The 25,818-nt window shown below is 38.2% G+C and carries 23 protein-coding genes, 2 tRNA genes, 1 rRNA gene and 1 other RNA gene (1 of these 27 running past the window's edge); 9 read left to right on the top strand and 18 right to left on the bottom strand.

Annotated elements, in window-relative coordinates:
- The 4 genes from MMG00_RS02210 to MMG00_RS02195 all read right to left on the bottom strand — a co-directional run.
- Positions 1-15: ribosomal RNA gene (locus MMG00_RS02210) — 16S ribosomal RNA — on the bottom strand (it extends 1,525 nt beyond the left edge of the window).
- 859 nt (positions 16-874) lie between these two features.
- On the bottom strand, positions 875-1,132 hold the full coding sequence (locus tag MMG00_RS02205; RefSeq protein WP_242150765.1) for a hypothetical protein: 258 nt from the start codon (positions 1,130-1,132) through the stop codon (positions 875-877).
- A gap of 318 nt (positions 1,133-1,450) precedes the next feature.
- Complete coding sequence (locus MMG00_RS02200) at positions 1,451-3,076, bottom strand: multicopper oxidase family protein (protein WP_242150762.1); 1,626 nt, start codon at positions 3,074-3,076, stop codon at positions 1,451-1,453.
- Positions 3,077-3,254: 178 nt separating this feature from the next.
- Complete coding sequence (locus MMG00_RS02195) at positions 3,255-3,665, bottom strand: hypothetical protein (RefSeq protein ID WP_242150760.1); 411 nt, start codon at positions 3,663-3,665, stop codon at positions 3,255-3,257.
- A gap of 169 nt (positions 3,666-3,834) precedes the next feature.
- Here MMG00_RS02195 and MMG00_RS02190 point away from each other — a divergent pair, with 169 nt between their 5' ends.
- From MMG00_RS02190 to MMG00_RS02180, 3 genes are all read left to right on the top strand, one after another.
- Positions 3,835-5,307, top strand: a complete 1,473-nt coding sequence (locus MMG00_RS02190; protein ID WP_242150757.1) for a catalase — start codon at positions 3,835-3,837, stop codon at positions 5,305-5,307.
- 301 nt (positions 5,308-5,608) lie between these two features.
- Positions 5,609-6,136 (top strand): GNAT family N-acetyltransferase, encoded by a 528-nt coding sequence (locus tag MMG00_RS02185; protein WP_242150754.1) that lies wholly within the window; start codon positions 5,609-5,611, stop codon positions 6,134-6,136.
- 26 nt (positions 6,137-6,162) lie between these two features.
- Positions 6,163-7,206: a cation diffusion facilitator family transporter gene (locus tag MMG00_RS02180; protein ID WP_242150751.1), complete on the top strand. Its 1,044-nt coding sequence runs from the start codon at positions 6,163-6,165 to the stop codon at positions 7,204-7,206.
- A gap of 247 nt (positions 7,207-7,453) precedes the next feature.
- On the opposite strand, the gene MMG00_RS02175 is transcribed toward MMG00_RS02180, so the two are convergent.
- The 14 genes from MMG00_RS02175 to fur all read right to left on the bottom strand — a co-directional run bounded on the left by MMG00_RS02175 (position 7,454) and on the right by fur (position 19,137).
- The gene (locus MMG00_RS02175) at positions 7,454-8,491 is read right to left on the bottom strand and encodes a cytochrome-c peroxidase (protein WP_242153234.1); all 1,038 of its coding nucleotides are present in this window, start codon (positions 8,489-8,491) and stop codon (positions 7,454-7,456) included.
- A gap of 303 nt (positions 8,492-8,794) precedes the next feature.
- Positions 8,795-9,136 (bottom strand): histidine triad nucleotide-binding protein, encoded by a 342-nt coding sequence (locus tag MMG00_RS02170; protein ID WP_242150748.1) that lies wholly within the window; start codon positions 9,134-9,136, stop codon positions 8,795-8,797.
- 8 nt (positions 9,137-9,144) lie between these two features.
- Positions 9,145-9,738 (bottom strand): recombination mediator RecR, encoded by a 594-nt coding sequence (gene recR / locus MMG00_RS02165; RefSeq protein ID WP_242150745.1) that lies wholly within the window; start codon positions 9,736-9,738, stop codon positions 9,145-9,147.
- 14 nt (positions 9,739-9,752) lie between these two features.
- Positions 9,753-10,082 carry a YbaB/EbfC family nucleoid-associated protein gene (locus MMG00_RS02160; protein WP_242150742.1) on the bottom strand — a complete coding sequence of 110 codons (330 nt, stop codon included), beginning with the start codon at positions 10,080-10,082 and terminating at the stop codon, positions 9,753-9,755.
- A 126-nt stretch (positions 10,083-10,208) separates the two neighbouring features.
- On the bottom strand, positions 10,209-12,491 hold the full coding sequence (dnaX, locus tag MMG00_RS02155; RefSeq protein ID WP_242150739.1) for a DNA polymerase III subunit gamma/tau: 2,283 nt from the start codon (positions 12,489-12,491) through the stop codon (positions 10,209-10,211).
- A gap of 35 nt (positions 12,492-12,526) precedes the next feature.
- Positions 12,527-12,623, bottom strand: an RNA gene (ffs, locus tag MMG00_RS02150) — signal recognition particle sRNA small type.
- Between the two features lie 30 nt (positions 12,624-12,653).
- Positions 12,654-12,727 (bottom strand) — tRNA-Cys (locus MMG00_RS02145).
- 8 nt (positions 12,728-12,735) lie between these two features.
- Positions 12,736-12,811, bottom strand: a tRNA-Gly gene (locus tag MMG00_RS02140).
- 68 nt (positions 12,812-12,879) lie between these two features.
- Entirely contained in the window at positions 12,880-13,167 is a 288-nt protein-coding gene (locus tag MMG00_RS02135) for an STAS domain-containing protein (RefSeq protein ID WP_242150736.1), read from the bottom strand.
- A gap of 18 nt (positions 13,168-13,185) precedes the next feature.
- The gene (locus MMG00_RS02130; RefSeq protein ID WP_242150734.1) at positions 13,186-13,800 is read right to left on the bottom strand and encodes an MlaC/ttg2D family ABC transporter substrate-binding protein; all 615 of its coding nucleotides are present in this window, start codon (positions 13,798-13,800) and stop codon (positions 13,186-13,188) included.
- A gap of 57 nt (positions 13,801-13,857) precedes the next feature.
- Positions 13,858-14,865: a UDP-N-acetylmuramate dehydrogenase gene (murB, locus tag MMG00_RS02125; protein WP_242150731.1), complete on the bottom strand. Its 1,008-nt coding sequence runs from the start codon at positions 14,863-14,865 to the stop codon at positions 13,858-13,860.
- A 166-nt stretch (positions 14,866-15,031) separates the two neighbouring features.
- Positions 15,032-16,942 carry a peptidylprolyl isomerase gene (locus MMG00_RS02120; protein ID WP_242150728.1) on the bottom strand — a complete coding sequence of 637 codons (1,911 nt, stop codon included), beginning with the start codon at positions 16,940-16,942 and terminating at the stop codon, positions 15,032-15,034.
- Between the two features lie 168 nt (positions 16,943-17,110).
- Entirely contained in the window at positions 17,111-18,730 is a 1,620-nt protein-coding gene (locus MMG00_RS02115; RefSeq protein WP_242150725.1) for an ArnT family glycosyltransferase, read from the bottom strand.
- The gene (fur, locus tag MMG00_RS02110) at positions 18,715-19,137 is read right to left on the bottom strand and encodes a ferric iron uptake transcriptional regulator (protein ID WP_242150722.1); all 423 of its coding nucleotides are present in this window, start codon (positions 19,135-19,137) and stop codon (positions 18,715-18,717) included. The genes MMG00_RS02115 and fur overlap by 16 nt, the downstream gene beginning before the upstream one ends.
- 263 nt (positions 19,138-19,400) lie before the next feature.
- On the opposite strand from fur, the gene MMG00_RS02105 reads away from it, so the two are divergent.
- The 6 genes from MMG00_RS02105 (at position 19,401) to efp (ending at position 25,788) form a co-directional block, all read left to right on the top strand.
- Complete coding sequence (locus MMG00_RS02105; protein WP_242150719.1) at positions 19,401-20,453, top strand: class 1 fructose-bisphosphatase; 1,053 nt, start codon at positions 19,401-19,403, stop codon at positions 20,451-20,453.
- 168 nt (positions 20,454-20,621) lie between these two features.
- Entirely contained in the window at positions 20,622-21,167 is a 546-nt protein-coding gene (locus MMG00_RS02100; protein ID WP_242150716.1) for a TRAP transporter small permease subunit, read from the top strand.
- Positions 21,161-22,582: a TRAP transporter large permease gene (locus MMG00_RS02095; protein ID WP_242150713.1), complete on the top strand. Its 1,422-nt coding sequence runs from the start codon at positions 21,161-21,163 to the stop codon at positions 22,580-22,582. The genes MMG00_RS02100 and MMG00_RS02095 overlap by 7 nt, the downstream gene beginning before the upstream one ends.
- Positions 22,583-22,746: 164 nt before the next feature.
- Positions 22,747-23,841, top strand: coding sequence for a TRAP transporter substrate-binding protein (locus MMG00_RS02090; RefSeq protein WP_242150709.1), 1,095 nt, complete (start codon positions 22,747-22,749; stop codon positions 23,839-23,841).
- Positions 23,842-24,040: 199 nt separating this feature from the next.
- Positions 24,041-25,141, top strand: a complete 1,101-nt coding sequence (locus MMG00_RS02085) for a TRAP transporter substrate-binding protein (protein ID WP_242150706.1) — start codon at positions 24,041-24,043, stop codon at positions 25,139-25,141.
- 77 nt (positions 25,142-25,218) lie between these two features.
- Entirely contained in the window at positions 25,219-25,788 is a 570-nt protein-coding gene (gene efp / locus MMG00_RS02080; RefSeq protein WP_242150703.1) for an elongation factor P, read from the top strand.
- The last annotated feature ends 30 nt before the right edge of the window (positions 25,789-25,818 follow it).

The raw sequence follows: 25,818 nt of genomic DNA, 5'->3' as shown, positions 1-25,818 counted from the left end.
CAAACTCTTCAGTTTAAATCCTTATAATGTTTAAATCTTTCGATCTAACCATTCATACTCAATTACTGCTACTATTCCCATTATAAAAAAATAGTTGCTGGAATTGTTCGTGGTTAGACTTATATTTTTTGCTATCGCAAAAACATACAAGCCCCCATACAAACTTACTTAAGATTAAATTGTTAAAGAACTTCAGGGAGTCAAACTAAGCGTTGTAATCGTCTCGATTACTGCCCGGTGAGATCGTCACCGCCCTGAGCAGACGAACTATATTACCAGAAGATTTATCCAAGTCAATTTTATTTTTGACCTCTTTTTAAGCACCGATTCAATTTTCAAAAACAAACCAAAAACTGAACTTAAACTTAAAAGAGAGAAGTTATTTAAGAGCTAAAAAGATTAACTAGCAAACCACTTCTTCCGAATCATCTTCAACGTTGCCGTCTGAATGAGAGGTGTATCTTACGCTTTATTTTGATTTTGGCAAGTCAATTTCTGCATGAGTTTTGATCAACGATCTATTTTTTTCTTAAACGACTGTTTAGATGGGATTTTATTTCTCAAGAATCGCGCCAGTTTTTTAGAAAAAAGATTGAATAAGGATTAGAAAAGACTAAAGAGAAATTAGAAAAGCCCCTTATACTCAACCAAATCACATAGAGATAACTTTGCTACTGCTCTACGATTAGTCACTTTTACGGGAATCTTTTACAATTTGAGCTGGCTTTGATCACTAGCTGAGCGATTGCCGGAGTTAATATCCCGAAGTAACCTGCTTGCATGCCGGCATTGTATACAAATACTTTAATCATAAAAGCCTCAACATTTGAATAAAATATTGAGGCTTTTATATAGTTAAAGTTTTTAGATTAAATTATTTATGTACATTCACTGGCACACATTTTGGGGAAGTTACCGATGGTTCACTGAGAATTGTACCAGCCATTAATGAGGCATTGCAGTCTAAAACGCGACCTCTAGCTGTTGTTGCACGATACTCCACAGATTGATTTTGCAATGCATCAGGCTCGCCAACTTTTACACGAGAAATCGTGATTTCATCTGATGAACCGAGCTGCAACATATTTGCAGTAGCACCCTGTAATCTAACAATCGCGACATTCTTATCCATAGCAACACAAGCCGTCAGGAAGAGAGCGGTAACACTTACTATTAAAATTTTTTTCATATAGTCCAATTGAATCCCATCAATACAAATTAAATAACAAATCTCTTATAGATCTACTATACATATAATGTAACCTTACGCCTTTCTTATTTCACATTAATAAAATAATGACTCATGCCACAGATATGCGCATATTTTCAATAACGATTATCTTACTTAAAAAATAATCGAAATGAAAATATATAACAACCCCGACATAATATCATTTATTTTTTTAATATAATTGATAATTTTGATTAATACTGATACCTATCAAGATGATTATATTATGCTTTCTAATTGCCCCATCATCCCAAGTGTTTCATGCTCTAAAATATGACAATGGTACATTCGAAGCCCTTTATAGTCTTGCTTCATAAGGAGTCTTACTCTCTCGTAAGGTTTAAGATTGATAGTATCTTTAAATGCCTTATAAGCTGCAGGCGTCACGACACCATTCACCTCTTTCTCAATAACGTAAAACTGCGTTCCATGAATATGGAAGTTATGATCCATATGAGAATTATTAAAAACGATCCACTCTTCTATCGAATCCTTTGAAACAACTTCATCAATACGATCTAGAGAATGCATCTTGCCATTGACTAAAAACAGTAGTTGATTATGATTCATGACCTCTGTGTATTCTATGGAATGTGATTTTGTGGGTTCTCCATACTTTGGCAAAGAATTAATTGATGATGGCATCTGATAACCGCTCTGTTTCTTCATCTTTATCGTGGCTAAATTATAGGTAGGTGATACAGATACAGGTCCCATCTTCTGACGGTTATAGCTTAAATTACTTAGCTTAGCACTTCCCGTTCTTGTAGGGATCACTACAACCTCTATTCGCTCACCTGGAGATAACAAAATATTATCCAATTTTTGAGGGGATTCTATATATCCCCCGTCTGTGGCAATAAGATAGACATCTGCAAAACCTAAATCCAAATAGAGATATCTTGCGGAACACGCATTCCAAACTCTAAAACGTGTCGCTCCCTCCACTTCAATCACAGGTTCTAAAGCCCCATTAATAAGTGTAAACTGCCCTTCTCGCCCATTCATCCAATCAAAAAAGGAGTTTTCTGCAATCGTACCATCTTCATGTAACTTTAGATCTGAAATCAAAAGATGCTTTTCAGGAAGATCAGCAAAGAGATCTTCCCGCTTCTTCACAATAAATGTTCCTGCTAATCCCATAAAGACTTGCTTTGATACCGTTCCGTGTCCATGCGGATGATACCAGTAAGTTCCTGCTGAGTTTTGAGGGATTTTAAAACTGTAAGTTCTTTTCCCTTTAGGCTTGATAGCATCTTGCGGGTTACCATCTTCTGATGCTGGCACTAAAAGTCCATGCCAATGCACCGTCGTCTCTTCATCTAGCTCATTGATCACATCAATAGTCACCGTATCACCTTCATACACCACAATTTGAGGCCCGGGCAACATACCGTTATATCCCCAAAAACTAGTTTCTGTTCCGGGAACTAATGAGGCTTTAACGGCTTGAACTCGCAAAGTTCCTTTAAATTGACCGACTTCTTGAGTCTCATTTTTTAATAAGGATAACTCCGGTAATAAATTTCCCGATGGCATCATCGTTACCGGCATCAAATTGAGATTAGCTTTTTGCATCATCTCAATATCTTTAATCGTTAATTGATTAAGCCCTAACTGATAGCCCTCTTTTACCATCGGCGGAACACCCATCTCTTTCATCATTCCATGATCCATAGATCCCATCATAGAGCCATGATCCATCGCCCCCATCTCTCTATTGCCATGATGCATTCCCATCATTCCTTGCCCTAGTAAAGGGGAGATAGATAATGCCCCTAAAGCCGCCGATCCTTTAATTAAAAACTGACGACGGGCTTTCATATTTTGTTTGCTATTTTTCATAAAATTATCTCCTTCATGGCTTATTTATTGATTGATTCAAATAAGCCGAAAACAGTAAATTCCACGAAAGTCTGATTACTACGCTATAAGTAATCCTTAAACTCGTGAAAATGTTTGATATTTTTGATATGAAGTAATTTTTAAATCCCCGCTACCTTAATAGCAGTCCTTTAAAAATTTAAAGAATAATCCTAGGAGGCGGATTTTCAGCACTTATAAAATATGAATCCCAGAAAACAGAGGATATTACTGGTGAGATCGCCTTAAAATCTATGATGGGCGGGATACTTTCAGAGAAAATAAAATAACATCCCATCAGGCAAAAACTCATATCCGCGCCTTGACAGCAATCGATGAATACATCCATCCCATCAGAAGCAGATAAACCATCTTGGTGATTACCCACACTCTGCGAAAAACTCATCTCTATTTCTAGCGCATCTTGAGAGTGAGATCCCCCCAATGACTGATGCGATGATGGCATATGGGAAAAATGATCTTGAATTTGGATAGATGAAAAAACAGGTTGCAATAGAAACATTGCAATCACTAGCCATAATAGTCGTTTCATCAAATTCAATTTATTCATACCCTTAATTATAGCAAAGGATGATTATAAATTTTTTAAATATCTCTCTTTTTATAGATATCTATTAACTAGATCAATTTTATTCATTTCATAAATCAGCTTTTCTTCCCTACCATGGCATCATTCCTATTAGATATTCCAATAAAACTCATAAAGGAGCGATCAATTTATGACTACGACTAAAAAATATTTTACAACAGCAGCGGGCGCGCCTGTTGCTAACAACCAAGACTCCCTTACAGCAGGTCGTCGCGGCCCCATGTTATTACAGGATGTTTGGTTCTTAGAAAAACTCGCTCACTTTGACCGTGAAGTCATTCCTGAGCGCCGAATGCACGCTAAAGGATCTGGTGCTTTTGGAAAATTTACCGTAACTCACGATATTACTAAATATACTTCTGCGAAAATCTTCTCAGAAATTGGTAAAGAAACCGAAATGTTCGTTCGCTTCTCAACCGTTGCTGGTGAGCGAGGTGGCGCTGATACAGAGCGAGATATTCGTGGCTTTGCAATGCGTTTTTATACAGAAGAAGGTAACTGGGATCTTGTAGGGAATAATACCCCTGTCTTTTTCTTCCGTGATCCTCTTAAATTCCCAGACTTAAATCACGCAGTAAAAAGAGATCCACGTACCAATATGCGCTCACCCAATACTAACTGGGATTTTTGGACAGGCTTACCTGAAGCCCTCCATCAAGTGACAATTACGATGAGTGACCGAGGAATTCCAAAATCTTATCGCCATATGCATGGCTTTGGTAGTCACACCTTTAGCTTTATCAATGACAAGCAAGAGCGCTTTTGGGTGAAGTTCCATTTAGTCTCACAGCAAGGTATTGAAAATCTAACAGATGCTGAATCTGAAGCCATTATTGGTAAAGATCGTGAAGCAAGCCAACGTGATCTTTATAACGCGATTGAAGCAGGAAATTTTCCAAAGTGGGATATGTTCATTCAGATTATGACGCTTGAAGAAGCTGAAAATATGCCATACAACCCATTTGACCTTACAAAAGTTTGGTATAAAAAAGATTTCCCATTAATTCCTGTTGGGACATTTGAGCTGAATCGTAATCCTAACAACTACTTCCAAGATGTAGAGCAAGCGGCATTTAATCCAGCGCATATCGTTCCTGGTATTGGATTTTCACCAGATAGAATGCTGCAAGGTCGTCTCTTTTCTTATGGTGATGCGCAGCGCTACCGCTTAGGTGTTAATCATCATCAAATCCCTGTAAACTCACCAAAATGCCCTGTTCACAGCTTCCATAGAGATGGCGCAATGCGAGTTGATGGCAACCAAGGCAGTACGATTGCTTATGAACCTAATAGCTATGGTCAATGGCAAGATCAAAAACATCTTGATGAACCTGCCTTAGATCTGATTGGTCCTGCAAGCCGTTGGGATTTCCGTGAGGATGATGATCATTATTTTGAGCAACCTGGTAAGCTTTTTATGCTCATGAATGATGAAGAAAAACAACGCTTATTTGATAATACAGCTCGTAATATGGGAGATAGTGAAGATCATATTAAAATTCGCCATATTACTCATTGCTACAAAGCGCACCCTGATTATGGAAAAGGCGTCGCTAAAGCTTTAGGTTTTGATATTGATAAAATTGTCAGTGAAATGCGATAACTCCCCTTTCACTTTTAAAGTATTAGCAAATATGCCTTCGCTTTAAGACTTTAAAGACAAAAACTAAACCCTATGGATATCCTTATTCATAGGGCTTTTTTTGCTTAATAAAAACTTCAAAAGTACATTTAAAATGAAAAATGGTAATATGTCAGGTCGCTTCGAGCGGGATAGTAAATTTAATAGGTGCTTTTTGTATCTTCATCATCAATCATCCTATTAGGAGTGTAAATGCACTATTAATAGAATCATTGATAAGGTTCTTACCGACACTTTTATCATAAAATAGAGAGTTTCCATCATGTTATATCAATTAGCTAAACATCGTATCCTTGAGACTGAACGCTTAGTACTTCGTCCTATCACCTTAGAAGATGCTGAAGATCTCTTTGAATATGCAAGTGATCTTGAAAATACTATTCATACCTTCCCAACCCATCAATCTATTGAAGAGACTAATTGGGTTATTGCAAATCTTTTTATGGCAGCACCTCTTGGAAACTTTGCTATTGAACTTAAAGAAAATGGCAAAATGATCGGAACCTGTGATCTTCGTATCAATGAAGGTGAAAAATCAGCTGAGCTTGCCTATGCTATTAACAAAAAATATTGGGGAAATGGTTATGCTCCTGAAGCTGCAAAGAAGCTACTTGATCTTGCTTTCAAGGATCTTAAAATTGAGCGACTTTGGGCTAAATTTTCAGCGGCTAATCCTGCATCTGGACGTGTTATGGAAAAAATTGGGATGACTAAAGAGGGCGTTATTCGTCACTCTAAAAATCTTCGAGGAGATTTTGTTGACCAAGTTGTTTATAGCCGTATTGAATAGTCATTATTATTAACGGGAGACATTCCATGATGAATAAAGATGACCGCGCTAACTATAATTTCCAAAAAATTATTTTTTTAGTTGCAGTCCTATTGTTCTTAATGAAATTTGCAGCATGGTATATCACTTCATCAGTTGCGATTTTAACAGATGCTCTAGAAAGTATTACCAATATGCTTGCGGGTGCATTTACCCTATTTAGCCTCTATCTATCAGCAAAACCTAAAGATCATAACCATCCTCATGGACATGGGAAAATTGAATTTGTTTCAGCAAGTGTAGAAGGAACATTAATTCTAGTTGCCGGCGTTATTATCATCTACGAAGGAATTAGCAGACTGATTGACAATAATGGCGAATTAACTAGTCTTGGCTCTGGATTAATCTTAATTGCGTTAACTGCAGTGATTAATTATATCGTTGGTTTTTATGCTATTCGCCGTGGCAGAAAATATAATGTTCTCCCTCTTGTTGCCGGAGGACAGCATCTCCACTCAGATACCTACTCAACGGTGGGGATTATCCTTGGTTTAATATTAGTCTGGGCAACAGGATGGCAATGGCTTGACTCAGCAATTGCGCTACTCTTTGGTGGGATTATCATCTATTCGGGAATTAAGATCATGAGAGAATCTATTGCCGGCATTATGGATGAGGCAGATGAAGATCTTATTGAGGAATTTACTGAAGTCATTAATGAAAATCGATCGCCATATTGGGTCGACCTTCATAAAGTAAGATTTATAAAATATGGTAACCATGTTCATCTTGATGCACATTTAACCCTGCCTTGGTATCTCAATATGCGAGAAGCCCATACTGAGCTTGATAAGATGAAAAACGTCCTAAAACAGAAATTTGGTGAAAAACATGAAATGTACATTCACACCGATGACTGCAAACCTTTTTCCTGTGAAATATGCCCACTAAAAGAGTGTGCTCACCGCCAGAAAAAATTTGTGGGCAGAGTTGAATGGAATGCAAAATTAATCTCTGAAGATCAAAGGCATAGCATCAAAGATCTCGCAGAGCAGCAGATTCAACAACCTGATGTGCCTATTTCGCATTAAATATAGTCCCTTCGGTTTAAGAAACAGTATTGATAGTCCTATTCTGTTTAAAAAAGCTACTTTAAAAGCAAAACAGTACAGCAGATAAATCAAATCAGCTTGTGCGATGCCGGATAGAACGATTCTTGCGATGCACCGGCAATTTGATTCAATCTCTTTTAAACTTGATTTCATTATATTTTAAATCCCATAAAAAAAGCGCCTATCTAAGGCGCTTTCTCGTATCTATCAATCCTTATTTAATCCATTACTCTTCACTAAAAGGCTTTGGTAATGGTGTATCATTATTTGAAGGAGGAAGGATAGGCATCATCAATTGTGGTTGATCTCCTGTTAAGGTACCGTAGAAAGCAACAATTTTTTCTACTTCCTCATCAGTAAATTTCTTACCTAATTGTAATTTCCCCATAATTTGTGTCGCTTCTTCTAAAGTATTGACTTGACCATCATGGAAGTACGGATAGGTTAAAACAACGTTACGAAGTGTCGGTACTTTAAAGAACATGTTGTCGCTATCTTTACCTGTAAAATCTGCTAATCCTTTTGCTAAGTTCTCTGTTTTATACTCTTCAAGTAACCCCATTTTTTGGAAGCTTGACCCACCAATTCCCTCGCCATAGTGACATGCCACACATCCACTATTTCTAAAGAGCTCATAACCTTCTAGCTCTTTAGCTGTTATCGCATTATCATCTCCACGTAACCACTGATCGAAACGAGAATTTGGGGTAATTAAAGTCTCTTCAAAAACAGCAATGGCATCTGTAATACGGTCAATGTTAACATCTGCATCACCATAAACTTCTTTAAATTCTTCAACATAGCCTGGGATTGAAGCAACCACGTTCACAACTAAATCGTGATCAGACGCCATCTCTTTTGGATTTTCAATAGGCCCGCCCGCTTGTTCTTTTAGTGTATTGGCACGACCATCCCAGAACTGAACGAAGTTTAAACTAGAGTTTAAAACTGTCGGAGAGTTAATCGGACCTTCTTGCCATTTGTGACCAATTGAAGTAGGTAAGTTATCAGATCCCCCCATGCTCAGGTTATGACATGAGTTACATGAAATAAATCCTGATTTAGAAAGTCTTGGATCAAACCACAACTTTTTCCCTAACTCTGCTTTCTTAGGGTCAACTGTAACTTCCTGAACCAGTGGAATGATGATCTCACCCCTTACTGAACCATTATCTTTATCAGTCGCCGCATTTGCTGCAAATCCTGTCAACACTGCTGCTGCTAAAATACCAATAGTGAATAATTTTTTTCTGCTCTTTTTCATCATAGTCATGCAATGACTCCTTATTTCCATTTAACAGGGTGAATCAACTTCCTATTAACCTCATCATAGGGGATAAAAGATATGAAAAATAGTAGGAAAATTACTTATTCCGCTATAAATTTACATAGATCAAATATAAGTTCTATGTACTTGCAAATTTAAATTTACAATAAAAAAAACTATATCAATAAATTTTATAAATCAGAGAGATAAGTTTTTTTTATCATGCTTACTCAGCTGGAAATAAAAAAGCCACCCCTTAGAGTAGCTTTTTAAAATCTTTTCATAACCTTATACAAGGCCCTAACCCGGCGGCCATGTTAGACTTCTTCCTGCTAAAAGATGAAGATGGATATGATCCACCGTTTGTCCACCATCTTCGTTACAGTTAAAAACTGTACGGTATCCCTGCTCTGCAAAACCTTGCTCTTTCGCAATTTTTTGCGCCACTAAAAAAAGTTTCCCCATCAATACAGCATCCTCTGCTTGAAGATGATTGAGAGTTGGGATCTCCTTTTTAGGGATAATTAAAATATGAACGGGCGCTTGAGGAGAGATATCTTCAAAAGCTAATACTTCATCATCCTCATAAACAATCTTTGCCGGAATCTCTTTTTGGATAATTTTACTAAAAATTGTACTCATAAAACCTCCTAATAACTCTTACGTGATGCAAAAGCATGTGAGAGTGTTCCACTATCGAGATATTCAAGCTCTCCCCCCAAAGGAACACCGTGTGCAATACGACTTACTTCAATTTCATACTGCTTTGCAATCTCTGAAATATAGTGAGCTGTCGCTTCCCCTTCAACCGTTGTATTTGTCGCTAGAATAATCTCTTTAATCTCCCCTTTGGCAAAACGAGATTCCAAAAGATCTAATCCTAGTTCAGATGGACCTATCCCATCAAGAGGAGATAAGCGCCCAAAAAGCACAAAATAACGTCCCTTATACTCAACGCTTTGACGAAGTGTAAAGACATCGACAGGGTTTTCAACGATACAAAGAAGTGAATCATTACGACTCATATCCTTACAATCATCACAAACATCCTCATCTGTTAGATTTCGGCACTGAGAACATTTACGCACAGTTTCTAAAGCATGAGATAAGGATTGGCTAATCTTTTGAGCCCCCACTTGATTACGTTCAAGTAGATAAAGCGCCATTCTAAGAGCGGTTTTTTGACCAACCCCTGGCAAAATACGTAAGGCGTCAATCACGCTTTGTAATGATTTTGGGTACACGTGCTAAACCTCAATTAGAAACCAGGAATTTTCATTCCTGCAGGTAAACCTAAACCACCAGTGACTTCTGCCATTGTTTCTGAAGATGTTTTTTCAACTTTTGCTAATGCATCATTGAATGCCGCACCCAAAAGATCTTCTAACATCTCTTTATCATCAGACATTAATGAATCATCAATACGAATTGAGCGCACAACATGTCGGCAGCTCATCTCAATTTTTACTAAACCTGCACCAGATTCACCCATCACATTAATATCGGCTAATGCTTCTTGTGCTTTTTCCATCTCTTTTTGCATGCGCTGTGCTTTTTGCATCATGCCAGCAATTCCACCTTTAAACATAAGGTCTCCTTATTTTTCTATTTCCAATAGTAACAAACTCAGCATATTAATATACTTTACTGATCACGTCAGTATCTATTATTAATATTACTATCTATAAATTTTGATTTCCCCATTTGATAAAAATTATCCTTCATCCACGGGTTTTAATGTTTTAGTCAACAATACGGCCCCTAATTCTTGCTCCATATATTGCACGACTTCATCTTGCTTAAAGCTATTTAATGCTTGTTGCAAACGCTCTTCATCTAACCGCTCTGTGCGCTCATGTAGATTCTCAACATCTAAAGTTTCTACATATTCAATGCGGCAATTAACCTTTACACCAATTTTTGCCGAGATCGCCATTGCTAGGCGCATTTCAGCCTCATCAACCCTAAAGTCTTTTACAGAAAGCGGTCTTTCTAAAACCAAATTCAGCCCATCAAAGCTCTTAAATACTAAGCTATGTGCAATGCCTGATAGTACGCTCTCTAAAGTCAAACCTGCAACAAGTGATAACCACTCTTCATTATTATTTAATAATGAAGAGGTAGGCTGAGCATCTTCTAAGTAAGAAGGCAATATATCCTTATTATTAAAATTAATAGGATGATCCTGCTCTACCCAATTAGAGGCTTCATCAGAAATAACAAACTCTTCTGGTATTTCTCTCTCTAATGCTGAGTTGTCATTTTCAGGCTCAAAATGTGCAAAGGGAGCCCTATCAGCCTCTGATATACTTTTCAGTACATTATCACTCGCCTCTAAATCTTTTGCCATTGAATCAGTACTTACTGAATCTAATTCCAAATCCACTGAACTCAATGCTGCAGTTTCTTTCTCAAAATCCTCACTCTCAGAAGGCGCTTGTTCTGAAGATGCCATTTTAGGAGGCATCATCTCTAAAGGCTTAACCTCTAAAGACTCACTAACAGTAGCTTGCCTGGAGTCTTCTGCTTCTGTAATTTCAAAAACAGGTGGCTCTGGTGTTACAGATTCTGACTCTACAAAGGATTTATCATTTGTTGTATTAACAGCGTCTTTAACATCTTCTTCCCAAGGAAGATCAACCTTATCAGCGATAAAATGCTCTTCCCTTTCAACTAAAGGATCTTCTGTATTAATAGCTAAAGAATGATTAACAGAAGGCGAAGGCGTAATGATAGTGTTTGAGGCAATACGAGGCTCATCATTTTTTTCACTGACACCTAAGGCTGCTTTTCCTAAATCATTATTCAAAGCACCCTCTTCCTGAGAGTTCGTTGATCTTGACTCTGAAGGTGTTGTGGTTTGTAAGTGACTAGAAACTGCTAGTGGGCTTTTTTTTTGAGCCTCAACAACCCCTACGGGGGCAGATGGCGCAAAAAGTACCATACGAAGCAACGTCATCTCAAAACCAACCTCACTATTAGGGTGATTATGAAGATCTTTACGACCATTCAGTGCAATTTGATAGAAGAGTTGCAAATCCTCTGGAGAGAATTTTGCCGCTAACGCATTCATCTCAGGGCTCTCTTTTTCACCCATTTCAGGTGATAGCTGAATCATCGTTAATAGATGAAAAGCATCAATCAGATCTTCTAAAAAACGATAATAATCCAAACCATGAGACTTCAGCAATGACAATGCCACTAAAAGCTGAGCACTCTCTTTTGTTGCTAATGCTTCAAGGATACGATTGAGATATTGAGTGTCAATTAGACCTAACATTTCATGCGTTGGTTTAAATTGTACATTCTGGCCTGAATAGGCGATTGCTTGATCTAAAAGTGATAATGCATCACGCATACTGCCATCACCCGCTTTTGCAATTAGCTTCAAAGCATCTAGTTCAAATGGAGTCCCTTCACTTGTCAAGATTGCTTCTAACTGACCTGATATCTCTTGATCTTGGATTCTTTTTAACTGAAAGCGCAAACAGCGGGACAATACTGTCACCGGCAATTTTTGTGGATCTGTTGTTGCTAATAAAAATTTCACATGACTAGGCGGCTCTTCTAATGTTTTAAGCAGTGCATTAAAGCTACTATTAGAGAGCATATGAACTTCATCTATGAGGTAAATTTTATAACGTCCACGGGTTGGCGCATATTGAACATTATCTAAAATCTCTCGAGTATCTTCTACTCGCGTACGAGAAGCTGCGTCAATTTCTATTAAATCGACAAATCGCCCCTCATCAACTTCTCGGCAAATAGAGCATTCACCACAAGGATTTGAGGATACACCTTTTTCACAATTGAGAGATTTTGCAAAGATTCTTGCAAGAGTAGTCTTACCTACTCCACGGGTTCCTGTAAATAGAAATGCATGGTGCAATCTATCATTATCTAACCCATTGGAGAGTGCTTGTACGACGTGTGGCTGACCAATGACTTCGTTAAAGGTTCGAGGTCGCCATTTTAGTGCGAGAACTTGTTGAGTCATTTTGCCATCACTTATTTTAAAAATATGGAGATGACCCGTATTAGCCGACCCATAACACATGAATGTCTTGCTAGTGCTGCTTCCTTCCGGACCTGACACGGTTTACAATAGTTCATTGTTAGGAAACCAATACAGGCCACCATAGAACGGTGCCATAAAATTTGGAGGCTGGAGCCAGAATCGAACTGGCGTCTACGGATTTGCAATCCGCTGCATAACCATTTTGCTATCCAGCCTTTTAAATTGGAGCGGGAAACGAGACTCGAACTCGCGACCCCAACCTTGGCAAGGTTGTGCTCTACCAACTGAGCTATTCCCGCTAAGTGAAGATATGTATTATAGCTACAAATCTTCGCCAGTCAACTAATAGAGAGTTTTTTATACACCTCTAAAAAAGGAGCGTTTTTACCTGATATAGATCGAGTAGCTGCACAAGGTTCTCCGGTGCATTTATAATCTCAATATCCAAATATTGACGCTTTACCTCTACTAATAATGCAATCAATGCACTATCGCATTCTAAGACCCCTTTTAAATCAATAACGACCGGCGCCATCTCTTTAAAAGAGCTCTCTATGACTTTCCATTGATGAGGAATTGAAAACTTATCAAAACAGCCCTGTAACTGATAAGCCCCAGTATCAACATCGATATTAAGATAATCCTCTTTTTGCATTAACTTCAATCCTATAAACTACTGCTTATTTTTACGCTTTAAGGTATCAATCATTCCCTCAACACCTTGGCGCGCAACAAGCTCTCTAATTTCTGATCGATAGTTTGCAACGATACTAACTCCTTCTACAGAAACGTCGTAAACCATCCAACGATTACCCGATTTAATCATTGAATAATTAATCGCAACAGGTGGTCGATCCTTAGAAACAATCTCAGACCTTACAGTCACTTCATCCCCTTTCGCAGCATTCGGTGGAAGCGGTAAAACCGTTAATGTTTCATCTGTATAATCTAACAATACTCCCGCATAAGAATTAATTAAGAGTTTCTTAAACTCTGCGGTAAACTCATCACGTTGCATTGGTGATGCGTCACGCCATGAACGCCCCATCACCCATTGAGAAATCGTTCCAAAATCAAAACGAGGGACTAGAATCTTTTCAACAATCCCATAAACCTTTGATGGATCTCTCTTTAAATTATTTTTTTCTACTTTTAATGTTTTAAAAAGCTGGTCGGAAGTATTTTTAATCACACTCACCGGATCTTCTTGCGCATAACTTGCTTGAAACAATGACATCAATGCCACAAAAAAACCAAACATCATGATCTTTTTAAAATTTCTTTTCATTCTGCTTCCTATATATTTTTAAGAATAGTGGAATTATACCTTAAAGTAATCATCAAACTATAATATTAACGGTTCAGGTTCAAGCATCACCCCAAAAGTTGCGGCGACTTGTTCTTGTACTTTTTGAGCATGAGCCCATAACTGACCACCTGTAGCGCCCCCTAAATTTACCAGCACAAGCGCTTGCTTCTCATACATTCCCACATTATTAACATATTTCCCTTTCAATCCTGAAAGCTCAATTAACTGCCCAGCGGCTAGTTTAATTTTATCAATATCATGTGGGTACATCACTAAATTTGAATACTTATCATGCAACTCTTTCGCTTTTGATTTAGACACAATTGGGTTTTTGAAAAAACTTCCCCCGTTTCCAATCTCTTTAGGATCTGGGAGCTTGCTCGCACGTACCGACACAACCCCTTCGAAAATATCTTGCATCGAAACATCCTCAAGCACTTTACCCTGATCCTCAAAGTAGTGCTCTAATGCACGATACTCCACCTTCGCTGCAACCTTTTTTAACAACTCAAAAGTCACTGAAATAATGAAATACCGACCCTTTTCCTGCTTAAAAAGGCTATCTCGGTAAGAAAAACAACATTCATGACAAGGAATTGAATAGATTGTTTCCGCCTCACAATCAAATACCTCAACTGATTGAATAAACTGCTTAACCTCTGCACCATAAGCCCCAATATTTTGTACAGGCGCTGCACCAACGGTCCCCGGTATTAAGGCAAGATATTCCAATCCATGAAACCCTGCATCACTCATCTTGATCACAAATTGATGCCAGTTTTCACCCCCCATCGCCTTCACAACTACCGATTCCGAAGTTTCTTTGAGAATCGAAACACCGAGCAAATTATTATGAATAACCGTTCCTGGATAATCATTCACAAACAAAATATTACTCCCCCCACCTAAAAAAAGATGCGGTTTTGGCAAGCTATTGATCTGATATAGTGTCTTAACATCAGTCAGCTCTACAAAAAAACGGCTTTTTACGTCTACTCCAAAGGTATTTAATGCCTTTAAGGATTGGTTTTCAATAATTTCCATCACAAACCTATTCTATTCAAATCACGATACTCAATAGACCAGTATCACTTTATACTTCACTCTCTACCTATTTTAACTCATTAAAAAAGAAGGTTGATATTCCTACCAACCTTCCTTAATACTCTGCAAAAATAGCAAAACTTACTGAAGCCCTAACAATGATTCATTATTGAAAGAAACTATTGTTATAAAGCTTAATTTTACTGTTATTAAATAAGTATTGCATCAACGCTTGATACTCAAAGCTAGCTTCACGCCCATCAAGATATTCTTGCAACTGGGCTCTATCTTCATCAGTAAAGCCCTCAGCCTCGCCAACATTAATCTTATTAACAGCCACAACAAAAATATAACCATCCACATCTTCTACAAGATATTGCGGCTTTCCGTCCTCTAAATGATGAATTTTCTGAAAGCCATTAGAAATCGCATATTGCTCAACCGGCTTCGTTTGTAATTGCCCAACCGATGTAATTGCTAAATCATTATATTGATTATAAGAGAACCCTAATTGCTCAATATCATTTTGGAAATTTTGAGTATCACCTGCTTCTAACATTGCATTAACACGATTCATTGTCTCTTCTTTTGCACGATTTTTTGCAAGCTCCGCCTTAATCTCTTCATAGCTTTCCTCTAAAGATTTAGAGCGACTCTCTTCTTTATCAGCAATACGCACAATCATCGCATGATTTGTCTGATCATTAAATGCAAATGGTAAGCTATTGCGGCCATTTTCCATAACATCATACCCACTGACTGCAGCCCAAACAGAAGCATTACCTAATAGATCTTCTTGAGAGTCAAGATTTAACCAATCTGTCTCTTTTAACTCAAGACCTAAATCTTGAGCAATCTCTCCTAATGACTCTGTATATGTTTCAGCTAACTCCTGCATTCTAGCCTCTTTGGTCATATAAAGATCTGCAACAGCATTCTCTTTTAACGATTTTTCAGCAGCCGCTAAGAGCGCAGCATCATCATTATATGGCGTACTAATATTTAATAAGTGCACTAGATGCACCTCACCACCTGTAGAAAATGGCGTAGAGAAAGGAGCTTCTTCTGTAAGCTCAAATAACGCATCATCAAATTCAGGAATTCCTGCTGCACCATATTTAAAGTTACCATTGCGATTGTAATAAGCATTATCGATTTGAGCGATCTCAGCTTTCGCCTCATCAAATGTCATCGCTCCTGATTCAATACGCTCTTTTAAATCAGCTAAGATATCCATCGCCTCTTGTTTTTCAGAATCCGTTGAATACTCAATAGTAAACTGCTCTGAAAGTCTTTGCTCATCTTGCTTTTTAAGCTTATCAGCCTCTTCTTGGATCTCTGCAGCACTATAAGATTGATCCTCTGCCTTTAAAGCATTTGCCTCTAACTCAACATATTGCAACTTGACTAAATTAGGTGTCTTATATTGTGCAATATTCTCTTCATATTGCTTCTTAATCTCATTTTCTGAAACCGCAACACTCTCTAAATCATCAAGATAGTTAAAGGTTGCAACTTCAAGATCACGTTTTTGTCCTAAAAAGGCAATCTGTTCTTGTAACTCATTATTTGAGACAAAAGCACTATTAACAAAAGCCTCTCTAACAATACGCTCTTCAACATCTCGGCGGATAGCGTCTTCAAAACCTTCTATGCTATACCCTGAATAAAAAAGTGCTGTTTTATATGTTTCTTGATCAAAAACACCATCTTTTTGGAATGAGGGAATAGAGACGATCTCTTCAGCTACAGATCGGTCTGATGCTCTGATTTTCCACTCTTTAATCTGACTATCCATAGCACGACGTTGGATTAAATCTTGTCTTGCAATCAATCGATACTGTCTTTGAATCTCTTCAGTCACATCACCATTTTGTGCATTGGCATTTAAAAGTTGCTGATATTGTGCCTCAACCTCTTGAAGAGAAACTTTTGCCCCATTAACTGTCGCAACTGTATCAGCACTAGGGCCACTAAAAATCTGAGTTCCCCCGATTCCCGCTAAAGAAACACCAACCCCTACTAATAATATTTTTGCCCACAAGCTATTAGAGTGGTCACGGATGAATTGCATCATAGTTCAGACTTATCCTTATATTTATTTTATGTCGCTTATTCCATTAATTTTAATTGAATAAACGAACCATTATTGTGAAATGATTTAAATAGTAGAAAGTATATACTATTCAACCCTATTAAATAAACTCATATTTCTAGAGCTGTATGATTTACAAACGAAATCGTACTATAAAAAATCACCCAGCGAAATAACTTCTGACTCATCAAAAAGATCTATCACAGCCTGCGCTTTCATAATAATAAGATAACGCCCTCTAAATGGCTGCCAATATTCCACAACCCCTTTACCATCAAATGCCGCATGATCCTCCACATACAAAATCATTCTAGCTTGATCATTTAAAGCCAAAAGTTGCATTAAATCCCTACGAGAATCAATTTCAATTAAAGGCGCCTCTAATTGCCCTACAAAATGAAGATGACCACGATAATTTGCAGGATGACCTACTGGTATCTCTTTATTTTGATACCAAGAGAGCCTTTCGCCTACCGGATTTAGATCATAAAAATCTGTTGCCACGCGCACTACACCAAAATTCATCGCCAATGTTAATGCAACCCCCATTAGCGCCAATGTCATGATACGCGTACTTCCGGCATTAAATAACAACGTAATGCTAAACAAAATCAGCCCAGCGCCCCAAAAAGGCGATACCTGCCCAACCCACTCAGGAAGTTCAAAGTACACGTAGCTATAAGGCACAATTATCATGAGCAAGCCGACAGTAATCATGAAAACCACGATGGGGGCAACATCCCTTTTACGGCTAAATCCTTGGTGATAGATACGGGCAATAATCAGCGCAAAAGCAGGATAGATAGGAAGCAATGCATCTAGTGATGTAAGACTTAATACGCCAAGCACTACCACTAATGATAAAAACCAAATCACCACAAATTGTAGCGACTCATCCCTATCAGCCTCACGATATAACTTATAAATTCGAAGCCAAAACAACCACGGGAAAAGAATAATAATTAAATTAAGAAAATAGATATAAATTGCCGGCGTATAGGTAAAGGCACGCAAAATATATCGAAAACCTAAAGCATCAAAAAGCGAGAAGCCCAATAAGGAAGAAGCGGATATAGCCCAAACAAAAAACAGTACCAAGGCAATTAAGATGGACATTATGCCAAAGGCATAAATCTCCTTCCAGCGGGATTTTGCCCAATATGGGGAGAGAAATATCATAGGCATCGTGACTAATAAAAATGTCAATCCGGAAGAATAAAGCCCCAACGTCAACCCTAAAGTAAAACCTACCCACCAAATATTTTGCTTAAAACGCCAAACCCTAATTAAAAAATTAATCGTTAACATTAAATAAAAAGTAAAGTAGACATACTCAATATTTGCAGTAGCAAATACCGTCCACATTAAACTTCCGATTAATACTAAGGGCGCATTTGCACGAACATTTCTTCGGTCAGGCCACAACTGGTAAGCTGCCCACGCCGTTAAAAATAGTGTGCTTAAACTTAAAAAACTCACCAACACTCGTAACGAAAACTCAGAAACACCAAAGAATTTCCAAACTATCAGTGCAAGCCAATAATTAAGAGGATAGTTAGCGTGTTGATAAACGCCATTGATATGAGGATAAAGCCAACTATCGGAAAGATACATCTCCCAAACAATTCCTGAAAACAACGTTTCCTGAAAGGGGATTAATGGTCTTGAAAACCACGTCGCAAAAACCAGGATTAGCCAAATACTAATCCAGATAATTGCATAGCGTCGAGTCGTAAACTCTTGCCGAAGAAATACTATTTCTCTCTGCATTGCGCACAGATACCGTGCAAGATAGTACGAGCATCTGTTAACTCATACCCTAACTCTGCAGCAATTTGCGCTTGTTTTTCATGAATTTTCTCATGAGAGAACTCACCAATGTGACCGCAGTTAATACAAATAATGTGATCGTGCTGATCTCCATCATCAATTTCAAACATTGATTGACCACCATCAAAAAAGTGGCGTCTTACTAACCCTGCTTGCTCAAATTGCGTTAACACTCGATAAACAGTTGCTAATCCAACCTCTTCACCTGAGCTACTCAATTGCATATAGATCTCTTCTGCCGTTAAGTGACACACTGGCGTCGCAGCAGCCTTAGCTAAGATATCTAAAATTTTTAGACGAGGTAATGTAACTTTTAAACCTGCATTTTTTAACTCTATAGAACTCATATATTTTTAATCTCCATTTTTAATTCTTTTATATGGATGATAAATCATTTTTATCTCGAAGATATTAGGATTTAACTTAAGGCTGAGTATAACCGTAAACTGCGACAAATCCAAGCACTGATCAAGCCATGATCAACCTTCTATTTACAATTTAGCTAAAACTGCTAAAACTACAGGTAAACTACAAAACACTTTAACTAAACTGTTAAAAAGTATATCATAACCACAATTTTTATTACCTCAATCAAACTGTGGAGATTTCAATGACTCACTTTGGCGTAACGCTCTCGCAATTCATCATGGAAGAACAACGTCGCTTCCCTGAGGCAACGGGCAACTTTACCCTCCTCCTTAACGATATCGCCGTATCATGCAAAATGATCGCAGCTGCTGTACAAAAAGGTCAGCTTGCAAATATTCTCGGCGCTACTGACAATGAAAATTGCCAAGGCGAAACTCAACAAATTCTTGATGTCATCGCAAATGACCTCTTCATTAAAAATAATGCTAAACGTGGTCATGTTGCAGCGATGGCAAGTGAAGAGATGGACGATGTCTATGAAATCCCAAAAGGTAGCCCGCGCGGCAGCTATCTATTAATCTTTGATCCTTTAGATGGTTCAAGCAATATTGAAATTAATGGCCCTATTGGGACTATTTTCTCAATCTTAAAAACAGATAAAGAGAACCCAACTGAGGCAGATTTCTTAAAAGAAGGCGTTGAGCAAGTTTGCGCAGGATACTGCCTTTACGGCTCTGCCACAATGATGGTATTAACCATCGGTTTTGGTACTCACGGCTTTACTTTAGATCCAGCTATTGGGGAGTTCATCTTAACTCACCCTAATATGACAATTCCTAAAGAGACAGCTGAATACGCAATCAACCACTCAAACCGCAACTTATGGGAACCGCCTATGCGTGACTATGTTGAGGCTTGCGACTTAGGAAAAGAGGGCCCTCGTAAGAAAAAATACACCATGCGTTGGGTTGGGGCGATGGTAATGGATATTCATCGTCTTATTCAACGTGGCGGAATCTTTGCCTATCCAATGGACTCATCTCTTACAGAGAAAGGTGGGCGCTTACGCTTAATGTATGAAGCAAACCCAATGGCTTTACTCGTTGAGCAAGCAGGCGGTATTGCTTCTACAGGATATGAGCGCATCTTAAACCTTGACCCACAACACCTACACCAACGTGTGCCTGTGATTATGGGTTCAACTGAAGATATGACAATCATCTTAGATAATCATAAATCATATGCAAAAGAGACAGGTAAAGAATTCACGCACAAATGCGAGCAATATCAATAGCCTTCACTAGCAACAAGTTAAGATAAAAAAATCAAACACATAGTCTAAGAGAAGAAATTATTGGCAAATTTTATTAGATGAAGTACATTATTCGATGCACTGTACTAGTTGCATGTTACGACAACATCTTTTTAAATCAATATCCGCAAGTTCTGCACCTCTTAGACTATGAATATCTTAAAAAAAATCTCGCATATTATCGATTCAATTAATATGGCTTTAGGTAAAATTGCAATTATCGCTATTTTCCTAGCAACTATTATCTCAGCAGGGAACGCACTATTTAGATACCTATTTCATATGAGCTCTAACGGCATGTTAGAAGTTCAATGGTATCTATTTGCAGCAGTATTTTTACTTGCATCAGGCTATACCTATCTAAAAGATCAACACATTCGAATAGATATTCTCTCAGGCCGTTTCTCACCAAAAGCTAAAGCGGTTTTAGAGATCATTGGTATCGTCTTCTTCCTCTTCCCTGCTTTTACAATGCTTTTATATCTCACAATTGGCCCTGCTATCAGCTCCTGGCAAATTTGGGAAATGTCACCTAACCCAGGCGGACTCCCACGAGCTCCTATTAAAGCGTTACTCCCGATTGGTATGTTCTTTTTACTATTACAGGGAGTTTCAGAGCTATGTAAAGCAATTATCACGCTTTGCACACCATCTAACGATAACGCTAACCCATTGGAGCAACAGCAAAAATGTTAGAATTTTTACCACCATTAATGTTTATTGCCCTCATTATATTTCTCTTAAAGGGCTACCCAATCTCATTCTCTTTAGCTGCTACAGGACTCTTTTTCTCAGCTATTGGAATCTCTATTGGTCATTTAGATTTTGCCCTTCTTGGCGCTTTAAGCGATAGATTCTTTGGTATTATTAGCAATGAAACGCTCCTTGCTATCCCTTTCTTTACTTTAATGGGATTGGTCCTTGAAAGAACAGGAATGGCTGAAGATCTTCTTAACACAATGGGGCAACTTTTTGGTAAACTTCGAGGCGGACTTGCTTACTCCGTTGTCTTTGTCGGAACAATGCTTGCGGCAACAACAGGTATCGTCTCAGCATCTGTGATTGCTATGGGGCTTATCTCTTTACCCATTATGCTGCGTTATGGTTACTCTAAAAGATTAGCCTCTGGTGTCATTGCCGCATCAGGAACCTTAGCTCAAATAGTTCCTCCTAGCCTTGTGTTAATTGTATTAGGGGATCAGCTTGGTGTTTCTATTGGCTCAATGTATAAAGCAGCACTCCTTCCAAGCGGCTTACTGATTGGGGCGTATCTATTATTTATTATGGTGATGACCATCATCAAACCGACATCTATGCCGGCTATTCCAGATAAAGAAAGAACGCTATTTGGCAAAGAGTTATTAAAAAAAGTCATTACCAGTGTGATTCCTCCTGTAACCTTGATCTTTTTAGTGCTTGGAACAGTCTTTATGGGTATTGCAACACCCACTGAAGCCGGTGCAATTGGCGCCGTGGGTGCAATGATTCTTGCTCTTTTACGCAAAGCTCTCACCAAAGATCTTCTCTATCAAGCACTAGATCAAAGTGTAAAAATTACAACATTCGTTGTATTTATTATGATCGGTTCGATGTTCTTCTCTCTCGCTTTTACTAGTCTTAATGGCGGTATTTGGATTGAAGGAATTTTAGGAAATCTGCCAGGTGGCGCATTAGGGTTTATTATTGCCGTTAATATCTTAATTTTCTTTGTGGCATTCTTCTTAGACTTCTTTGAAATAGCGCTAATCCTCGTCCCCTTACTACTTCCTATTGCGGTTGCACTGGGAATTGACTTAACGTGGTTTGGGGTGATTTTAGCCATGAATATGCAGACCTCATTCATGCATCCTCCATTTGGATTCTCACTTTTTTACCTTCGATCTGTTGCACCAAAAGAGGTATCAACGAAAGATATCTACTATGGTGCAATCCCCTTCCTTATCTTACAAATCATTATGGTTGCCATATTAATAGCATTCCCGACCCTGATTAAATCCGATAAGTTTGAAAAATTTGAAGGATCAGGATCGGATATCGAGTTTAATCTTGATATGGGCGATGATGGATTTGATAACTTTAATGACTTTGATGATTTTGGGGTTGATTTCTAAACCAATATCAACAAACATCTAATAATATGGATCAACTCTCGCCTTTTGCAATAAAAGATACAGAGAGTTGATCCAATATTTGTTATATATAGATAGACTCTTAATAAAATATCTAATAAATCAACTATCTATTTAAAATATAATCACTTGTGAGGATAATCCCTATGAAACGCCGTCAATTTATCACTAAAGCCTCAACTTTAGCAGGAGCAGGAATTGCCTCTGTGGGCATCGCTAAAGCAAGTAGTAATCCCAAAATAAAATGGAGAATGACTACTAGCTTCCCTAGAAACCTTGATTTACTTTATGGCACATCACAACGCTTAGCAGATTCTGTAGCAGCTATGAGTGATGGCGAGTTTGAGATCCAAGTCTTTGCTCCTGGCGAGATTGTTCCATCAACACAAGTATTTGATGCCGTACAAAACGGCACAGTAGAAATGGGTCATTCCACATCAAACTATTACCACGGCAAAAACAAAGCGCTCTCTATTGATACATGCCTCCCATTTGGACTAACAACAAGAATGCAAAATGCATGGTATTACGCTGGTGGCGGCACTGAAATTTTGCGAGAACTATTTGATAAATATAATATCGTCAACTTTCCAGGCGGGAACTCTAACACCCAAATGGGGGGATGGTTTCGCAAAGAAGTAAAAACTATCGCCGACCTTAAAGGTCTTAAATTTCGAATCCCAGGCTTTGGCGGGGAGATCTTTTCGCGCCTTGGGGCTATCCCACAAAATATTGCTGTTGGCGATATTTACTCCTCCTTAGAAAAAGGGACCATTGATGCCACAGAGTTTGTTGGTCCCTATGATGATCAGCGCTTAGGCTTGCAACAAGTAGCACCTTACTACTACACTCCTGGTTTTTGGGAAGGATCAGCAATGCTCACCTTCTATGTCAATAAAGATGCATGGAACACGCTCTCCCCTCGCAATAAAATTATTTTTGAAAGAGCCGCAGCTGAGTGCAATATGTGGATGGCAGCACAATATGATGCTAAAAACCCCGAAGCCCTAGCAACGGTTATCAAAAATGGGGCAAAACTTCGTTCATTCTCGAAAGAGATTCTACAAGCAGCTTATGATGTTGCTCAAGAGATCTATACGGAAGAAGCGGAGATTAATGAGGATTTTAGAAAAATATACACCCACTGGAAAGATTTCTTAAATAAGGAATATCAGTGGTTTAGAGTTAATGAAAATATCTTCCAACAATTTATGTTCTCGCAATTTAGAAGACAATCATAATCTCATCTTACAAACACAATATGAGAATCATTGATAGTGTTAATATTTTACTAATAAAATTAAAAGTAGTTAATGCAAAAATAGCGTTACAATCTTTATGAAGCGCTATTGAACTTACAATAACAGATCGATTATTAATCTTTTTAATGTCATCAAATCTTAAAATAATAGATATTAAAATAAAAATATTGGAGCCCATATGAAACGTCGTGATTTTATCAAGAAAGCAGGAGCGACAGCAGCGATTTCAGGATTAGCCGCCACCTCAATCGCCAAAGCTGAAACTTACCCTAAAGTAAAGTGGCGTATTGCCGCAGGTTTTCCTAAAAACCTCGATATTCTCTTTGCCGCATCCACAATGCTTTCTGAAAGAGTCTCAATCCTCTCAAATGGTCAATTTGAAATACAAGTCTTCGCTCCAGGAGAGCTTGTTCCGGCAAACCAAATCTTTGATGCAGTATCACAAGGCACCGTCGAGGTTGGGCACTCTGCCTCTTACTATTATCACGGTAAAAACACCGCCCTATCGATTGATACCGTTCTCCCTTTTGGCATGAGCGCTAGAATGCAAAACTCTTGGTTTTATGCAGGCGGAGGCTTAGAAGTACTTCGTAAGGTCTTTGCTAAATATAATATTATTAACTTCCCAGGGGGCAATACAACGGCTCAAATGGGCGGATGGTTTCGTAAAGAAGTTAAAAATTTAGAAGACCTTAAAGGGTTAAAATTTAGAATCCCAGGATTTGGTGGTGAAATTCTTTCAAGACTTGGCGTGATTCCACAAAGCATTCCAGCCAGTGATGTTTACTCTTCTCTTGAAAAAGGTACTATAGATGCCGCGGAGTTTGTCGGTCCTTATGATGATGAAAAACTCGGACTTCAAGCGGTTGCTCCTTTCTATTATACTCCTGGATTTTGGGAAGGATCTGCGACAACCTCATTTTTTGTAAATGATCAAAAATGGAATGAACTCCCTAAACTTTATCAAGAGATCTTTGAAACCGCAGCAGCAGAGGTCAATCAATGGGTCATTGCACAATATGATGCGAAAAATCCTCCAGCACTTGCCACACTCACTAAAAATGGTGCTAAACTACGCTCTTTTTCAAAAGAGATTTTAGAAGCATCTTATGAGGTAGCTCAAGAAATCTATAAAGAAGAATCAGAAAAAAATGCGGACTTCAAAATGGTATATGATCATTGGAAAGACTTCCTCAACCAAGAATACCAATGGTTTAGGATTAACGAAAATATTTTCCAAAACTTCATGATCTCGCAAATCCGCAAGCAAAATAGGTAAGATGGAAGCTGAATTTAAATTGGAGTTCAGGTATAATCTGCGTAGAAAAATTTATTATCGGGAGATAGTGATTAAAAATGGCAACATACACAACAAATCAATTCAAAAACGGATTAAAAATCATGCTTGATGGCGATCCTTGTTCTATCATTGAAAATGAGATGGTAAAACCAGGAAAAGGTCAAGCATTCAACCGTGTCAAAATCAGAAACCTTAAAACAGGTCGTGTGATTGAGAAAACTTTCCGTTCAGGAGAGTCGGTTGAGGGAGCAGATGTCATTGATGTCGAACTACAATATCTCTATAACGATGGAGAGTTCTGGCACTTTATGAACCCTGAAACATTTGATCAGGTTGCTGCGAATGAGAGCGCTGTAGAAGATACGAAAAAATGGTTAATGGAACAAGATATGTGTACCGTAACCTTATACAATGGCGCACCGCTCACAGTAACTCCGCCAAACTTCATCGAAATGAAGATTACTGAAACAGATCCAGGTCTTAAAGGCGATACAGCGGGAACAGGTGGTAAACCTGCAACACTTGAATCAGGAGCAGTGGTTCGTGTACCGTTATTCGTTCAGATCGGTGAAGTGATCAAGGTCGACACACGCACAGGCGAGTATGTGTCACGTGTAAGCAAGTAAAAAAGAAAAGTAAAATTTTTTAATGGAGAC

It is taken from the genome of Ignatzschineria rhizosphaerae (genome assembly GCF_022655595.1).
GTDB lineage: Bacteria > Pseudomonadota > Gammaproteobacteria > Cardiobacteriales > Wohlfahrtiimonadaceae > Ignatzschineria > Ignatzschineria rhizosphaerae.
The sequence above is the reverse complement of the archived record's forward strand: the minus strand, read 5'-3'. Positions and strand labels throughout refer to the sequence as shown.

Coding starts and splice junctions, on each gene's coding strand:
- MMG00_RS02130 (WP_242150734.1), bottom strand. CDS start 13,800: ATGAAAAGAAATTTTAAAAAGATCATGATGTTTGGTTTTTTTGTGGCA.
- MMG00_RS02190 (WP_242150757.1), top strand. CDS start 3,835: ATGACTACGACTAAAAAATATTTTACAACAGCAGCGGGCGCGCCTGTT.
- MMG00_RS02175 (WP_242153234.1), bottom strand. CDS start 8,491: ATGAAAAAGAGCAGAAAAAAATTATTCACTATTGGTATTTTAGCAGCA.
- MMG00_RS02120 (WP_242150728.1), bottom strand. CDS start 16,942: ATGATGCAATTCATCCGTGACCACTCTAATAGCTTGTGGGCAAAAATA.
- MMG00_RS02160 (WP_242150742.1), bottom strand. CDS start 10,082: ATGTTTAAAGGTGGAATTGCTGGCATGATGCAAAAAGCACAGCGCATG.
- MMG00_RS02115 (WP_242150725.1), bottom strand. CDS start 18,730: ATGCAGAGAGAAATAGTATTTCTTCGGCAAGAGTTTACGACTCGACGC.
- MMG00_RS02090 (WP_242150709.1), top strand. CDS start 22,747: ATGAAACGCCGTCAATTTATCACTAAAGCCTCAACTTTAGCAGGAGCA.
- MMG00_RS02185 (WP_242150754.1), top strand. CDS start 5,609: ATGTTATATCAATTAGCTAAACATCGTATCCTTGAGACTGAACGCTTA.
- dnaX (WP_242150739.1), bottom strand. CDS start 12,491: ATGACTCAACAAGTTCTCGCACTAAAATGGCGACCTCGAACCTTTAAC.
- MMG00_RS02180 (WP_242150751.1), top strand. CDS start 6,163: ATGATGAATAAAGATGACCGCGCTAACTATAATTTCCAAAAAATTATT.
- MMG00_RS02095 (WP_242150713.1), top strand. CDS start 21,161: ATGTTAGAATTTTTACCACCATTAATGTTTATTGCCCTCATTATATTT.
- MMG00_RS02205 (WP_242150765.1), bottom strand. CDS start 1,132: ATGGATAAGAATGTCGCGATTGTTAGATTACAGGGTGCTACTGCAAAT.
- MMG00_RS02085 (WP_242150706.1), top strand. CDS start 24,041: ATGAAACGTCGTGATTTTATCAAGAAAGCAGGAGCGACAGCAGCGATT.
- murB (WP_242150731.1), bottom strand. CDS start 14,865: ATGGAAATTATTGAAAACCAATCCTTAAAGGCATTAAATACCTTTGGA.
- MMG00_RS02170 (WP_242150748.1), bottom strand. CDS start 9,136: ATGAGTACAATTTTTAGTAAAATTATCCAAAAAGAGATTCCGGCAAAG.
- efp (WP_242150703.1), top strand. CDS start 25,219: ATGGCAACATACACAACAAATCAATTCAAAAACGGATTAAAAATCATG.
- MMG00_RS02135 (WP_242150736.1), bottom strand. CDS start 13,167: ATGCAAAAAGAGGATTATCTTAATATCGATGTTGATACTGGGGCTTAT.
- MMG00_RS02100 (WP_242150716.1), top strand. CDS start 20,622: ATGAATATCTTAAAAAAAATCTCGCATATTATCGATTCAATTAATATG.
- MMG00_RS02200 (WP_242150762.1), bottom strand. CDS start 3,076: ATGAAAAATAGCAAACAAAATATGAAAGCCCGTCGTCAGTTTTTAATT.
- MMG00_RS02105 (WP_242150719.1), top strand. CDS start 19,401: ATGACTCACTTTGGCGTAACGCTCTCGCAATTCATCATGGAAGAACAA.
- MMG00_RS02195 (WP_242150760.1), bottom strand. CDS start 3,665: ATGAATAAATTGAATTTGATGAAACGACTATTATGGCTAGTGATTGCA.
- fur (WP_242150722.1), bottom strand. CDS start 19,137: ATGAGTTCTATAGAGTTAAAAAATGCAGGTTTAAAAGTTACATTACCT.